Consider the following 15,408-nt stretch of genomic DNA (forward strand, 5'->3'; position numbering starts at 1 on the left):
ATCAAAAGTCTCGAAAATCAAGATTTCTAATTATCAATTGCATACCACTCTGCAAAGCTGCTTTCGGTTTCCTGAAGTTTTAAAGAATGTAGTTGAATATGATCCGGTAAATGTTTCTTTATTTTTTCAGCAAAATCAATTACCATATTCTCACTGGTGGGTTGATAGTCTACTAAAATTACATGATGACCACGGTTTTTTAATTCTTTGGCAAGCTCGATATGTGGGGTGTTTTGATTAAAAACTGTAGCATGATCAAATTGGTCTACAATTTCAGATTTCACGATCTTTTTTAGATCACCAAAATCGATTACCATTCCGTATTTTACATTTTCAGTATCTGTGATTGGCTCTCCAATAACAGTTACGCTAAGTTTATAACTGTGGCCGTGAACATTGCGGCACTTGCCATCATAGCCGTAAAGCGCGTGTCCTGTTTCAAAAGAAAATTGTTTGGTAATCCTGATTTTTGCCATACCGAAATTTTAAGTCTGCCTTGTGTAATTATTTTCCCTGTAAAATTTAAGCTGAAATTATATAAGATCGACTCTGGATTTTTCAGGGAATATTTAGAAGCAAAGGTATTAAAAGTGTATCCAATTTTGAAGATTATAGCTTCAGCATTTTTTTATCCCGGAAAATTTGAGTTAACTTTGAAAATGTAAACTTTAGGGGTGCCAATTAAATTTGGCTGAGATAACACCCTTTGAACCTGATCCAGATTAGCATCTGCGAAGGAAAAAGTACGAAAATTTTGAATCGAATATGGCCAATATCAGGCTGAAATCTTTTTGATTTATTTAAAAACCAGACTTACTATTTATAATCTGGTTTAAGAGTAAAAATTAAATTTCGGTTCATAGCTCGTGGATTTACCACGAAGTTACTCACTTTTCTTCAGGGACAATTCCCCTTGGTTTACAGCTATTAAAAATCTAAGGATATGATAACTGTAAACGTAAACAACCAAAATCATTCTTTTAAAGAACCGGTAAAGCTTGATGAACTGCTGGAGCAGCTGAATATTCAGCCTTTAGGAATTGCAATCGCTATTAACAACGAGATTATTTCTAAACCCCAATGGGAGCATACCCTGTTGGAAGAAGGAAATAACGTACTGGTGATTCGTGCTACGCAGGGTGGTTGATTGATTTACAATAGTAATCGAATTTTAAAAATCAATCTAAACCTTTTTAGTATGAAACCTAACCAGTTACCACGGGGAGAAGCCATAAGCAGAACGCCTTTTCCCAACTCAGAAAAAATTTATGTAAAAGGCCAACTTCACGAAAATGTGAAGGTGCCAATGCGTAAGATTAGTCTTGATGATACCCTCGATAAATTTAACGGTATCCGAACGCCAAATGAGCCTGTTTTGGTGTACGATACCAGCGGTGCTTACACCGATCCTAATGTAGAGATCGATGTTCGCCGGGGTTTAAAACCTATTCGCCAGCAATGGATTGCTGCCAGGGAAGATGTGCAGCAGTTAAGCAGACTTTCCTCGGAATACGGCCGGCAACGAGAGGAAAATAAAAAGCTGGAGAAACTTCGATTTCAACGAATCAGGAAACCTTTAAAAGCAAAACCGGGAAAAAATGTCACCCAAATGCATTACGCGCGGAAAGGAATTATTACGCCGGAAATGGAATTTATCGCCATTAGGGAAAATCAGAAACTTCAGGAAATCAATCAGATTACCGAGCAACATCCGGGCGAGAGTTTTGGGGCGAGTATTCCTAAAGTCATTACTCCTGAATTTGTTCGGGATGAGGTAGCGAAAGGACGTGCAATTATCCCTAGTAATATTAACCATCCTGAAAGTGAACCTATGATTGTAGGACGAAACTTTTTGGTAAAGATCAATGCCAATATTGGGAATTCTGCCGTAAGTTCTTCGATTGAAGAGGAAGTAGAAAAAGCAGTTTGGGCATGTCGTTGGGGTGCCGATACGATCATGGATCTTTCTACCGGAAAGAATATTCACGAAACCCGTGAATGGATCCTTCGGAATTCTCCGGTACCCATCGGAACAGTACCTATTTATCAGGCTTTGGAAAAAGTAAATGGAAAAGCTGAAAATCTTACCTGGGAGATCTTTAGAGACACTTTAATTGAACAAGCCGAACAGGGTGTCGATTATTTTACCATTCATGCCGGAGTTCGTTTGCAATATATCCCGCATACTGCAAAACGGGTCACCGGTATCGTGTCTCGAGGAGGTTCGATCATGGCAAAATGGTGTTTGGCGCATCACCAGGAAAGTTTTTTATACACGCATTTTGAGGAAATCTGCGAAATCATGAAAGCTTACGATGTAGCTTTCTCACTGGGCGATGGTTTGCGTCCTGGTTGTATTGCAGATGCGAACGATTATGCGCAGTTTGCCGAATTAGAAACGCTTGGCGAATTAACCAAAATTGCCTGGAAGCACGATGTACAGTGTTTTATTGAAGGTCCCGGGCACATCCCCATGCACATGATTAAAGAAAATATGGACAAACAGTTGGCAGAATGCGGGGAAGCGCCTTTTTATACACTAGGGCCATTAACAACCGATATTGCACCGGGTTATGATCATATCACTAGCGGAATTGGTGCCGCAATGATCGGCTGGTACGGTTGTGCGATGTTGTGTTATGTGACGCCAAAAGAGCATTTGGGTTTACCCAATAAAGAAGATGTAAAGGAAGGTGTGATTACCTATAAAATTGCAGCACATGCGGCCGATTTGGCAAAAGGTCATCCAGGAGCACAGCATCGCGATGATGCCATGAGTAAGGCGAGGTTCGAATTTCGATGGGAAGATCAGTTTAATTTAGCTTTAGATCCCGATACGGCGAGAGCTTATCACGATGAGACCTTACCTTCTGAAAATGCGAAAGTGGCTCATTTTTGTTCGATGTGCGGCCCTAATTTCTGTTCGATGAAGATCACACAGGATGTACGGAATTATGCTAAAGAAAACGGACTCGACAGTGAAGAAGCAATCAAAAAAGGCATGGAAGAGAAATCAGAAGAGTTTAAAAAGAAAGGCAGCGAAGTATATCTGTAGAGGTGTAAGTTTTTAAAGTTGGAAAGTTGGAAAGTTTGAAAGTTAGAAAGGTGAAAGTGGGAAGTTTGCGAGCTTCAAGTAATAACAAAGCTTAAAATTATGCTGATTGTAATTTCTGCGGAAAAGTTGATCGAGAATGAAGAATCTCAGCTGAAATCGATGTTCGATGCAGGTTTAGAAACATTTCATATTCGTAAACCTGAAGTTTCTTTTGAAGAGCTGAAAACCTGGTTAGAAAACTTTGAGCCGGGATATCGTTCTAAAATGGTGCTACATCAGCATCACGAATTAGCACGAGAATTTGGGTTGAAAGGGGTACATCTTCCGGAATATTTCAGAACAAGTATGAAGGAAACTTTAGAAGATTATGTCAACGCATTTCAGCATTTAAAATTTACAGTGAGTACCTCGTTTCATCAAAAAGAAAAGATCTCGAGAACATCGATTTTCGATTACTGTTTTTTGAGTCCGATTTTTAATTCCATCTCTAAAACCGGGTATGTGGGAAAAACGTTTCAAGTCCTGGACATCCAGCAAAAAGTGATCGCGCTTGGCGGGATAGATGCAGCGAAAATTCCACTTGCCTATAATATGGGGTTTTATGGTGTGGCTGTTTTGGGAGCGGTTTGGCTACAGGAAGATCCAATACATAGTTTTATTAAAATTCAGCAACAATATGAGTCAGTTTTCAACTAAACATTCGGTGAATTTACCAAAAGAAATCTCCTGTTTGCATTATATCTCGCAGGGTAAAGATCGCGAGGAACACTTAGCAAATATAACACGTGTTTTAAAGGCAGGTGCAAACTGGATTCAGTTACGAATCAAAGAGATGCCGCAAAAAGAAATACTGAAAACGGCGATTTTGGCAAGGGAATTATGCGCCAAATACAAAGCAAAGCTAATTGTAAATGATCATGTAAAAGTGGCGAAAACCTGTAATGCTGACGGAGTTCATTTGGGACAAGAAGATACAGATGTTTTAGAGGCTAGAAAGATTTTAGGAAAGGATAAAATCATTGGCGGAACGGCGAATACGCTTCAGCATTGTTTGGAGCATCTGGAAAACGGAGTTGATTATATTGGTTTGGGGCCTTTACGATTTACTTCCACCAAAAAGGAACTGAGTCCTGTTCTTGGTTTTTCAGGTTATCAACATTTGATGCAAGACTATCTAAAAAAAGAAAATAGCGTACCGGTGATTGCCATAGGTGGCATTGCATTAAAGGATATTCAGGATCTAAAGAAAATTGGTTTAAGTGGAGTGGCTGTTTCCAGCTTACTAACGCATTCAAAAGATCCCAAAAATGAAATTCAGCATATTTTAGATCGCTTTGCTGTGAGAGTTTAGATTTGAGAAAATAGTCAATTTGATGATGTGGTAATGTGCTGATTTGAAAATGAATTGAATCAGGAGTCAAGAAGTAAGATTCAGGACTAATTTATTTAGAATTTTAAATGAAGATTTGAAGTCACTTTTTGAGAAAACGCTTGTCACTTCGAGTGCTTGCGAGGTAAGGAGCAAATGTATCGAGAAGTGGATTTAAGTTCGTATTTAGATTAGAGAAAATAGCCAATTTGATGATGTGGTAATGTGCTGATTTGAAAATGAATTGAATCAAGAGTCAAGAAGCAAGATTCAGGACTAATTTATTTTGAATGCAAAATGTTGAATTTTAAATGAAGAAATGAATTCACTTTTGAGAAAACGCTTGTCACTTCGAGTGCTTGCGAGGTAAGGAGCAATTGTATCGAGAAGTGAATTTAAGTTCGTATTTAGATTTGAGAAAATAGTCAATTTGATGATGTGGTAATGAGCTGATTTGAAAATGAATTGAAGCAAGATTCAGGACTAATTTATTTTGAATGCTAAATGTTGAATTTTAAATGAAGATCTGAAGTCACTCTTGAGAAACGCTTGTCACTTCGAGTGCTTGCGAGGTAAGGTGCAATTGTATCGAGAAGTGGATTTAAGTTTGTATTTAGATTTGAGAAAATAGCCAATTTGATGATGTGGTAATGTACTGATTTGAAAATGAATTGATTTCAGAATTAAAAATCAAAGTATAAAATTCCCCCTTTTGGTGGGGACTAGGGGAATAAAAAATACAAAATGAAAAAACTAAAAATAGCAGATAAAAGCTTTGATTCTCGGTTATTTACGGGAACGGGAAAGTTTAGTAATTCAGGTTTAATGCGCGAAGCGGTTTTAGCTTCAGAAAGTGAATTGGTAACCGTGGCGCTGAAAAGGGTTGAGGCTGGCAATACAGAGGACGATATGATTAGTAGCCTGGCGCACGAAAAATTAAGTTTGTTACCCAATACCTCAGGAGTTCGAGATGCCAAAGAGGCTGTTTTTGCTTCCCAGATGGCCAGGGAAGCGCTTGGAACAAACTGGGTGAAAGTCGAAATTCATCCCGATCCTAAATATTTATTGCCCGATGCGGTAGAAACCCTAAAAGCCTGTGAAGAACTGGTAAAACTGGGCTTTGTAGTCATGCCGTATATTCATGCCGATCCGGTGCTTTGTAAGCGTCTCGAAGATGTAGGTGCGCAATGTGTAATGCCTTTAGGTGCTCCTATTGGTACTAATAAAGGCTTAAAAACCTTCGATTTTTTAGAAATTATTATCGAACAAAGTAATGTTCCGGTAATTATAGATGCAGGGATTGGGGCTCCCTCACACGCTGCTTTTGCTATGGAAATGGGGGCCGATGCTGTTTTGGTAAATACCGCAATTGCCGTTTCTAAGAATCCGGTACAAATGGCAAAAGCCTTTAAAATGGCCGTAGAATCCGGGCGAATGGCTTACGAAGCAAAACTTGCCGGAACCGGTAAGAATGCCCAAGCCAGTAGCCCACTAACACAATTTTTATATGAGTAGTTTTAAAACCCTATTAGCAAAGTATGATTGGGATGAGGTTTTGGAAAGTATTCAACACAAAAATGCACAAGATGTAGAGCGTGCTTTAAGTGCTGTAAAACCCGATCTTGAAGATTTTAAAGCCTTAATTTCTCCGCCTGCCAAAGCTTATTTAGAGACAATGGCTACCAAAAGTAAACTGATTACCAAAAAGCGTTTTGGCAATACCATGCAAATGTACGCGCCAATGTATTTAAGTAACGAATGCCAAAATATCTGTACGTATTGCGGATTTAGTTTAACGAATAAAATTCCGCGGCGCACCTTAACCGATGCTGAAATTTTAAAAGAAGCCGAATTTCTGAAAAAGAAAGGCTACCAGCATATTTTACTGGTTACAGGGGAAGCGAATAGAACGGTGGGCATTGATTATTTGAGTAATGCTGTTCGTCTTTTAACACCACATTTTGCAAATATTTCTATTGAAGTCCAACCGCTGGATCTGGAAGAATACGAACGATTGGTTGACGATGGTTTATATGCCACTCTAGTGTACCAGGAAACTTATCACCGCGAGACCTACAAAATTCATCATCCTAAAGGGAAAAAATCGAATTTTGATTATCGTTTAGAAACACCAGACCGTTTGGGGAAAGCCGGAATTCACAAAATAGGAATTGGGGCTTTATTTGGATTAGAAGATTGGCGTGCCGATAGTTTTTTTACGGCTTTGCACCTTAAATATTTGCAGAAGACTTATTGGAAAACAAAGTATTCGATTTCTTTCCCAAGATTGCGACCTTTTAGCGGCGGTTTAGAGCCCAAAGTTGAAATGACCGATCCCGATTTGCTACAATTAATCTGTGCGTACCGAATTTTAGATGAGGATGTAGAATTATCGATTTCTACCCGCGAACAGGAAAAATTTCGCGATCATATTGCGCATTTAGGGATCACTTCGATGAGTGCCGAATCAAAAACCAATCCTGGTGGTTATGTGGTAGAACCACAATCGTTGGAGCAGTTTGAAATTTCAGATGAGCGTAGCACCGAAAGGATCGCTACCATGTTAAGGAAAAACGGAATCGAACCGGTTTGGAAAGACTGGGAGAAGTTTTAGTTTAGTATTGTTAGTATTTAGAATGGAGTGGAATTAGTTGGGAGCTTTTAGCTTGAAACTGTCTGCTTTTAGGCGTTGGCTTTTCTTCGATGTTCCCTTGCAGGTTGTTGAACATTCCTGTTCATTCCTTTATTTTAATTACTATTTTCCATTTCAAATAAAAAATACCTAAATTGTAAATTATTCGGGGGAAATAAAATATTTTTTGTCTTTAAAAACGTATACTATGAGTGAAAATAAAATCAGTTTGAATACTATTCTTACGCTAGGATTTATCGCTATTTTTAGTGTATTGCTTGCGATTAATTTGATATTTAAAGATATACTTGGTGATAACTTAAACCCAATCTTAATGATGGGTCTGGGGTATTTCGTAGGATATTATGCTTTTAGAGGCTTACGTTTTCTAGGGAATAAATAATTCTAATCTCCGGACTACGATTCAGCATCGCATTTCGATTTAAGAAATTTTATAATCCTTTTTTAAATCCAAATTTTCCTTAAGCGGCACCTTAAAATTCGGCGCTAAGTCTTGTCTCTTGTCTCCTGATTCTTTTCTCTTAACTTTTAACAGCGAGGAGGCTACGCATAATTTTATCAAACTGCTACTTAACTGGAGACTTTGATACAAAATCTTTTGCAAAGAATTGCAGTCTGTCTCCGGTTATCCTCTACACCCTATCAGGAAACATAAACTTTTCAATTTCTTCAGCAGAAAATTTAGGATTTGCTCCTTCTTGCGAGGCCACCAGGGCGCCAATCGCGCAGGCATAATTCAACGCTTTTTGAGGTGTTTCTTGTTGTAATAATTTTGAAATCAATGATCCTAAAAAGCTATCACCGGCTCCCACGGTATCTGCTACTTTTATTTTATAACCGCTGTTGTAGTATAATTTTCCTTCAGTAAAAAGAACGGCACCATGGCTGCCTTTGGTTACACAGATGGTTTTGGCATTAGTGATTTTAGCCATGTAGCTGAGGTTTTGCTCCAGCGAGTGGAAAGGCGAGTCAAACATCGCCGCGATCTCATATAATTCGTCGTCATTAAATTTAATGAAATCAGCTTTTAAAATAAGGTCTTCTAAAACTTCTTTTTTGTAATGCGGTGGTCTTAGATTGATGTCGAAAACAGAGAATTTTGCATATTGGAGTAATTCATTTAAGGTCTCTCTGCTTTTTTGATCGCGACAAACCAAACTTCCGAAGATAAAAGCATCTGAAGTATTTACTTTTTCGATCATATTTTCAGAAATATCGATTTTATCCCATGCAGCAGGATATTCGATAGTATAAGAAGCTGAACCATTTTTATCGAGCTCTACATTTACTACACCGGTAGGGAAATCTGGAGTTTTAGCAACTAAAGAATGATCTATTTTTCTGGATTTTAGGTATTCCAATAAATTTTTTCCCTTTTCATCCTGGCCAACACTACTAATCATCGTGGTGTCAATTCCGTTGGCGCTTAGGCGGGAAGCAACATTTAAAGGTGCTCCCCCAATTTTTTCTGAATTAGGGAAAATATCATATAAAATTTCTCCAAAAGAGACTGCTTTTAGCTTTTGTGTCATTTTAGTTCCAAATTTCGTTAGCTGCAGTTAATATTAAAGGAAGACCATCGGTGACCATAATAGTATGTTCATGTTGTGTTACATAACCACCTTTGTTTCCAATAAGTGTCCAGCCATCATTTTGCTCTACTGCTATGGTCGATTTTGTAGCGATAAAAGTTTCTATGGCTACCGTGGTATTTTTTTTGAAGCGTTCCCGATTGCTTTTAATTCTATAATTTAGAATGTTTTCGGGCTTTTCGTGTAAACTTCTACCCACCCCGTGTCCTGCTAAATTTCTAATGACCTTAAATCCAGAATTTTTCGCTTCAGTTTCCATTAAATAGCCTATATCTGCGATTTTCACTCCGCCTTTAATTTGACTTATCGCTTTTTGCAGAATATTCTTCGAAGCATCTACCAGAGGTTGGTGATTATTGAGATCTTTTCCAATAATAAAAGAACCTCCATTATCTGCCCAGAATCCATTTAATTCTGCGGACACGTCGATATTTATTAAATCGCCTTCCTTTAGAATTTTATTTTCTGACGGAATACCGTGGGCAGCTTCGTTATTTACACTAACGCAGGTATAACCGGGAAACCCATAAGTTTCGAAAGGTGCCGATTTTGCACCATAACTTTTAAGAATTTCACCGCCATAATCGTCCAGTTCTTTGGTAGAAATTCCAGGTTTTGTAAATGCTCTCATTAGTTTAAGTGTAATTGCAACAACTTCACTAATCTTTTTCATTCCGTTTAATTCTGCTTCAGTGCTTATGGACATGGATTTTAATTCGAATAGTTATTAATTAAAATTGAATTCGTTGGCTTCAATATCGATTACAGGAACACCTTCATTAATTTTTAAACTGGTATAAGGCTGCTTGGGAAAGAAGATCTCGGTCATTACTGTTTCTCCGTCATCATAAAAAACTTCGATGCTCATATTATCTAAAATCATGTTTACTTGTAAGGAATCTGAAGTCGATATTCTTCTTCCGGTAGATATGGTAGAAGCAAATTCCTTTCCGAAGTCAGTAATTCCAGATTCAGATCGATCAATATAAAACTCGTTTTCTGCTTTTTTAAATCCAAATTTAAAATGATCGCCACTATCATTACTTAAAGATAAATGAACATCTTTGGTGATCTTGGGAATTAAAAAAGAAACCTGTGCTTTGGTAAGATCAAGCTCGTTGGTATCGATTATGGCATGATCCTCGTCGGTTACCTTCCATTTGGTGATCGTTTCACCAATATATTTTTCAAGTTCTTTAACCGGGGTAGATGTGATAATATACTTATCATCTTCTTTTTTTAGCGTTAATTTTCGTGCAATTGTCATGGCGCTTCTCCATGTTTCAGTAGGAACTTCCTGAGCATAAAGCCAGTTAGACATCCAGCCCATAAATAAAGTCCGGCCATCTTCTTTTGGAATATTAGACCATGTAACTCCGGCATAATTATCTTTTCCAAAATCCAGCCAGTAAGGATGGTCTATGTTTTTTCCATGAAGATCGGCTTCAGGAGTAAAGTTCTTACCATCCCAATTACCCACAAAATATTGCGTGGCTGAGCCGCCATTGTATCCGCCGGGATTAGTACTTTGAATAAGCACCCATTTGGTTTCTTCGCTGTTTTCTACTTTCATAGGGAAGAAATCGGGGCATTCCCAAACGCCGTCTTGCGCTGCGTAATTTTCACCAAATTCCGATACCTTTTTCCAGTCTTTTAAATTTTCTGAAGTATAAAAATATGCACGGTCTTTAGCCGAAAGCACCATTAACCATTGATTGTTTGCTTCATCCCAGTTCATTTTAGGGTCCCTGAAATCTTGTAATTCGGGATTCTTAATTACCGGGTTTTCTTTGTATTTTGTCCAGGTTTTTCCTTCATCCAGGCTATAAGCAATAGCCTGCGATTGATAATCGATTCGGCCTTCTTCAGCAGCCTTCGCATCATGATAGGTAAACATGGCTACAACTGGCGGAGTGGTGCCATCTCCAAAGCCAGAAGTGTTATTGTGATCTACAACCGCACTCCCGCTAAAAATATAGCCTTTTTCATCGGGAAAAAGAGCGATGTCCTGTTCTTTCCAGGTAATCATGTCTTTACTGGTAGCGTGTCCCCAGTGCATTGGGCCCCATTTATTATCTTCTGGATAATGCTGAAAGAATAAATGATACGTACCGTTTAAGTAAAACATTCCATTAGGATCATTCATCCAGTTTTCCTTTGGGGAGAAATGGAAAGCAGGTCTAAAATCCTCATCGGTTTGAATCGATGCTGTTTTATTTTCATCGGTTTGTGAATCCTTAGTATCGTGTTTACAGGATATCATTAATAAAAAAGCAATAAGCGCTGCAGGTCTCAAAATTTTCATAGCATCTCAAAATTAATAATCAACAATAAAAAGCAGCTAGAGGTTAAGATTTTATAAAAATAGTGAAAATTTCAGCGATTTTCCTAATGTTATTCATCTGAGTTTGATTCCATAAAATGCAGGAGGATGAGTGAAATCTTTATTGGCACCGCCAAAAGGTTTAGTACCCCGTAACGATAGCAATCGGGAGGCCTCGGAATTGAAATTTAGTCTCTATCGAATGCCTGGTGGGCTTGCCCTGAGGTAGTTTACTGAAAAATTTTAATGGAGCTTCCATTTTTGGGACATTGAGTGAATTTTCAAGGAAAATTTGTATCGAAATGCCCCAAAATGTCTACCATAATCGACATCGGTTATAAATGATTACAAATTGGTAAATAGCAAAACTTTGGTACTAAAAAGAGGATGGCTTTTAAAAAACTGATTTTAGAAAAGGTGTATATCACTAATCATAACAATTTCTGGAAAGTCGAGGTACTCCTATTTTGTATTAACGGCCTTTTTTAAACGGTGAACAAAAACATAATAAGTAAGCAGTAAAATTACAATCCATCCACAGCTAATGACCAGTATTCCTGTAGATGACGTATGGTAACGTGACACCAGTTGTACATACATGCTTATGATTAGAAGGATATATATACCCCAATTTACAAACTTCCATTTACCCAATATTGGGATTTGCTTCTTTTTTCTTTGTAACGCCTTGCGTTTTAGGGTAATCCATATTCCGGTTAATATCAATGAAGAAATGCCTAAACCTATAAAAAACCAGATAATCTTTGTGGTTAGTCCTCCCCAGTATCCAAAATGAAGTGGATCGGCAATATCATTTATCCACATGATATTACTTATATCTTTAGCATTTTGGATCTTTACTACTTTGTAGTTATATGGGTTTATATAGACCCTATTAGCACGTTGACGAACCAGCGGAACATCAGAGTTGCCCCTAACATACACAGGCTCATTCTTTGTATTGGGGATGTTTATACCTTCTGGCTTAAAATAAGGAATTGCTTTTTGGGCTACCTGAGTGATACGGTCATAGTCAATAGTATAGGTAAGATTAATACTATCGTTATTTGCATTGCTATATTCCAGCTTTGGAGGTTTAGGGTTTACTGCGGTGCGTACATCGGCAATATTGGTGCGTTCTATAAAATACCATATTCCGGTAGCTGAAAACAGCATGGAAAACGGAATAGACCATAATCCCACGAGCCGGTGAAGACTTCTGAAAAACACCAACGGGCCTTTTGTTGTTTCGAGTTTAAATAATTTTCTCCACCATTTTTTATAAAAGCATAAAGCCGTTAAAAAGGAAATCAGCAACAAAAAAGCAAAGCTCAATACCACTAAATAGCCAAATTGATAAAAAGGCATAAATAAAAAATAGTGAAGATCCCTGAAAAAGCGTTGAAAGGTAAGATTGGCATTTCCCTGTATTTTTCCTGTATATGGGTTGGCGAAGACATAGGTTTGCCTGCCATCCACCTTTGTATAGATGATATCACATAAATAAGGTTCTTCTGCCCGCATCCAATAGGAAATCTGAGCATTGGGATATTGCTTTTTGAGATTACTGATAATGGTATTTCTCGAGGCAAATTCTTTTTGGGGTTTAGCCCTGATCTCAGAAATAAATAACCAATCCATCTCGTGGCTAAGGGTTGCCATAGTACCTGAAAAGCATACTATAAAAAATAGTATGCTTAACTTGGTACCAATCCAACTATGAATTTTAAATAACTTTTTCTTTGATAATTTCAATGCTAGAAAGTATATGAAACGGTTGACATAATGTTTCGAGGTCTACCCGGGAAGGCACGCAAGAAATCGTAACCACCTACCCAATGTGTTTTGTCAAATACATTATTAATATTTAATTGTATCTGGAATTTATTCACTTTATAATAGATAGCGGCATTAAACAATCCATAACTAGGAAAAACCGGGATCAACTCTGGGTCTCTCACAATAGATCCGTTTCTTTCGCCTACATAATCGTAACCAAGTCCAAATCCTAATCCATTTAAATCTCCATGATCAATGATATATTTTGACCAAAAATTGAAGGTATTTCTGGGGGCGTTGGGTTTTTGATTACCAAAAGTGGCGAGTGTAGATTCATCGGCTTCGGTAAAATAAGCGTGGTTATATGCATAATTCATAATCACACTCCAGTTGGGCATAATCTGACCGTAAATGTCAACTTCAACACCTTCTGATTTTTCTTCCCCAATTTGCTTTAGTAAATCAGAGTTACTGGAATCATTAGCATTGTATAAAGCGCCTTTCTGGCTTAGGGAATAAACAGCTAAAGTAGCGCTTAGGCGTTTATTGAACCACTCTGTTTTTATCCCAGCTTCAAACAATTCACTGGTCAAAGGATCAAAAGGCCCTCCGGCTTCAGGATTATTGATAGTGGTGGCCGTTTGCGGTTGGTAACCCTTTACCCAGGTGCCGTAAAAGTTAACATTTGGTTTAAGCTTGTATACCATTCCGATTCGTGGTATAAATTTATCCTGACTAATTTTTTCTTCTTCAGCAGTTTCATAGTTTAGATAATCGGTAAAGTCATCGTAGCGTAGCCCCACCAAAAGATTAAACTTTTTGTATTGAAATTGGTTTTGTAGATAAATACCATTTCCGGTTTGTTTGTACCGGTCATAATTTCTAATACCATACACATAATTGCTCATGTCGCGCATAGCGTTTCCGTTGGTAGAAGTCAGATCAAAAGGCGCTACATTGGCTACAGGGTTGCCATTTTCGTCAAGTACATAATTATCTTTTTTGGCAACATTGAAGGAATTCGTTGCCTTACCATTTTTTAAAAGATAAGCGTTGGCCTCTAGTTGAGATCCTCCCGGCTCCAGCTCCTGTTGAAAATAATCATAGCCCACCAAAAACTTGTTCTCTATGGCTCCAAGGTTAAAATCAACATTAAGGTAATTGGTAAAGTTTTGGTTGTTCCATGAGCGCTTACGATTAAATACGCGCATAGCTACTTTCGTAATATCATAAGAGCCGTCACCAAGGGCCAAAAAATTGTTGGCCGTTCTATGCTCTAACAAATCTTCATCGTAACCAGAATTCATATACGAACTATTAAAACTGATGTGTTCATTGAATTTATGCTGAAATGATAAAGTTACATTTAGATTTTGTTCGTTCAGGTAATCATTTTCTGCACTTAAGGAAGTAGTTATTGGTGTAGAGTAGAGGTCGCCATCACCAAAAACGGCTTGTCCACGATCCAGTCGTCCTTTATTGTCCTGGTAGACTACATCTAAATTTAAACGTGTTTTTTCGTTAGGGATAAAAGAGAACGAAGGTGCCACAACAATATTTTTGTTGAATTGCAAATCCCTGAAACCATCGGTATTTTGGTATCCTAAGTTTAGACGGTATAAAAGCTTTTTGTCTTTGCTCATTGGGCCGGTAAAGTCGCTTAACAACCTAAACGTATTAAAACTACCCATACTGGCACTTATAGATTGTTTAGTGGTTTGTAGCGGTTTTTTTGTAACGGTATTTATTGTTCCGCCTGGGGATGCATTTCCAAACAGGGCAGAAGCAGGCCCTTTAATAACTTCTACTCGCTCGACATGGGGAATAATCTGCTGACTCCAAAAACTGGTCATCATTCGGGAGCCGTTTAAAAGCATACTACTATTTCGTTGTCCCTGAACTCTAAATCCTCTAATTGTTAAGTCGTTATAAAAAGAAAACTGGTTAACACCACTAACATTCTTCACCACATCGTTCACGGTAAAGGCTGCCTGATCTAAGATAACCTCTTTAGTGACGTAGCTTACGGCCTGCGGTACGTCGATAAGCGGCGTAGCTGATTTAGTACCAATAAAAGAGGTGGTGTTCTTGTAGTTACGTTCTTTCCTACCGATAATCTCTACCCCTTGCAACTGGGTGGCCGATTCATTTAATAGGAAGTCTAGTTCAGCTTTTGTTCCTTCCTTTACAGTGATTGATTTATTTATAGATTCATATCCCAGATAGGAAGCTTTTATAGTGTATTTGCCAGGGGCAAGATTCTTAAGTTCGTAGTGTCCGTTCTTATTGGTCATAGCACCTGTGCTGGAGTTTAGTACAAATACATTGGCATTATGAATTGGAGTTCCCGAATCGGAAAAAACTTTTCCGTGAATGGAAATATTCTGACCATAGGCCGTGTTAAATAGTGCTAGTAAAAAGAAGTAGAGAAAGTAATTTTTTTTCATTTTGAATTTTATTTAAAACAATTCTAAATAATCGATTGCGAATTTAAAACGAACTTACTTTTATCACAAATTTTAATTAGATTAATTTTAAATAAAGTTTAGGTATGCTCTAATCCCTGCTCGATGAGTTTGAGAAATAACAGGAAAATAGAGGTCACAGCTATGTAAGATATGAAGATAACTTTAGTAC

General features: G+C 37.8%; 13 protein-coding genes and 1 riboswitch. Of the genes, 7 read left to right on the plus strand and 6 right to left on the minus strand.

Annotated elements, in window-relative coordinates; translation table 11 throughout:
• Window positions 1–26 precede the first annotated feature (26 nt).
• Window positions 27–476: a 6-pyruvoyl trahydropterin synthase family protein gene (locus AC13DP_RS13755; RefSeq protein ID WP_013069650.1), complete on the minus strand. Its 450-nt coding sequence runs from the start codon at window positions 474–476 to the stop codon at window positions 27–29.
• A gap of 184 nt (window positions 477–660) precedes the next feature.
• Window positions 661–757, plus strand: a riboswitch (TPP riboswitch).
• 186 nt (window positions 758–943) lie between these two features.
• Here AC13DP_RS13755 and thiS point away from each other — a divergent pair.
• The 7 genes from thiS (at window position 944) to AC13DP_RS13790 (ending at window position 7,459) form a co-directional block, all read left to right on the plus strand.
• Window positions 944–1,147, plus strand: coding sequence for a sulfur carrier protein ThiS (gene thiS, locus AC13DP_RS13760; protein ID WP_013069652.1), 204 nt, complete (start codon window positions 944–946; stop codon window positions 1,145–1,147).
• Between the two features lie 51 nt (window positions 1,148–1,198).
• Entirely contained in the window at window positions 1,199–3,055 is a 1,857-nt protein-coding gene (thiC, locus tag AC13DP_RS13765) for a phosphomethylpyrimidine synthase ThiC (RefSeq protein ID WP_347406092.1), read from the plus strand.
• A gap of 99 nt (window positions 3,056–3,154) precedes the next feature.
• Window positions 3,155–3,751: a thiamine phosphate synthase gene (locus tag AC13DP_RS13770; protein ID WP_347406093.1), complete on the plus strand. Its 597-nt coding sequence runs from the start codon at window positions 3,155–3,157 to the stop codon at window positions 3,749–3,751.
• The gene (locus AC13DP_RS13775) at window positions 3,732–4,406 is read left to right on the plus strand and encodes a thiamine phosphate synthase (RefSeq protein WP_347406094.1); all 675 of its coding nucleotides are present in this window, start codon (window positions 3,732–3,734) and stop codon (window positions 4,404–4,406) included. Before AC13DP_RS13770 ends, AC13DP_RS13775 begins: the two co-directional genes overlap by 20 nt.
• Before the next feature lie 762 nt (window positions 4,407–5,168).
• Complete coding sequence (locus AC13DP_RS13780) at window positions 5,169–5,939, plus strand: thiazole synthase (protein WP_347406095.1); 771 nt, start codon at window positions 5,169–5,171, stop codon at window positions 5,937–5,939.
• Window positions 5,932–7,038, plus strand: a complete 1,107-nt coding sequence (gene thiH, locus AC13DP_RS13785; RefSeq protein WP_347406096.1) for a 2-iminoacetate synthase ThiH — start codon at window positions 5,932–5,934, stop codon at window positions 7,036–7,038. The genes AC13DP_RS13780 and thiH overlap by 8 nt, the downstream gene beginning before the upstream one ends.
• 226 nt (window positions 7,039–7,264) lie before the next feature.
• Entirely contained in the window at window positions 7,265–7,459 is a 195-nt protein-coding gene (locus tag AC13DP_RS13790; protein ID WP_347406097.1) for a hypothetical protein, read from the plus strand.
• Window positions 7,460–7,709: 250 nt separating this feature from the next.
• On the opposite strand, the gene AC13DP_RS13795 is transcribed toward AC13DP_RS13790, so the two are convergent.
• The 5 genes from AC13DP_RS13795 to AC13DP_RS13815 form a co-directional block, all read right to left on the minus strand.
• The gene (locus AC13DP_RS13795; RefSeq protein WP_013069659.1) at window positions 7,710–8,609 is read right to left on the minus strand and encodes a carbohydrate kinase family protein; all 900 of its coding nucleotides are present in this window, start codon (window positions 8,607–8,609) and stop codon (window positions 7,710–7,712) included.
• Window position 8,610: 1 nt separating this feature from the next.
• Window positions 8,611–9,375 (minus strand): type I methionyl aminopeptidase, encoded by a 765-nt coding sequence (map, locus tag AC13DP_RS13800; RefSeq protein ID WP_347406098.1) that lies wholly within the window; start codon window positions 9,373–9,375, stop codon window positions 8,611–8,613.
• 21 nt (window positions 9,376–9,396) lie between these two features.
• A complete protein-coding gene (locus AC13DP_RS13805) occupies window positions 9,397–10,974 on the minus strand; it encodes a glycoside hydrolase family 32 protein (protein WP_347406099.1) in 1,578 nt (525 codons plus the stop codon).
• Between the two features lie 480 nt (window positions 10,975–11,454).
• Window positions 11,455–12,747 carry a PepSY-associated TM helix domain-containing protein gene (locus tag AC13DP_RS13810; protein ID WP_483067963.1) on the minus strand — a complete coding sequence of 431 codons (1,293 nt, stop codon included), beginning with the start codon at window positions 12,745–12,747 and terminating at the stop codon, window positions 11,455–11,457.
• 2 nt (window positions 12,748–12,749) lie between these two features.
• Window positions 12,750–15,218: a TonB-dependent receptor gene (locus AC13DP_RS13815; protein WP_272958847.1), complete on the minus strand. Its 2,469-nt coding sequence runs from the start codon at window positions 15,216–15,218 to the stop codon at window positions 12,750–12,752.
• Window positions 15,219–15,408: the final 190 nt, after the last annotated feature.

Source organism: Zunongwangia sp. L-65 (assembly GCF_056859415.1).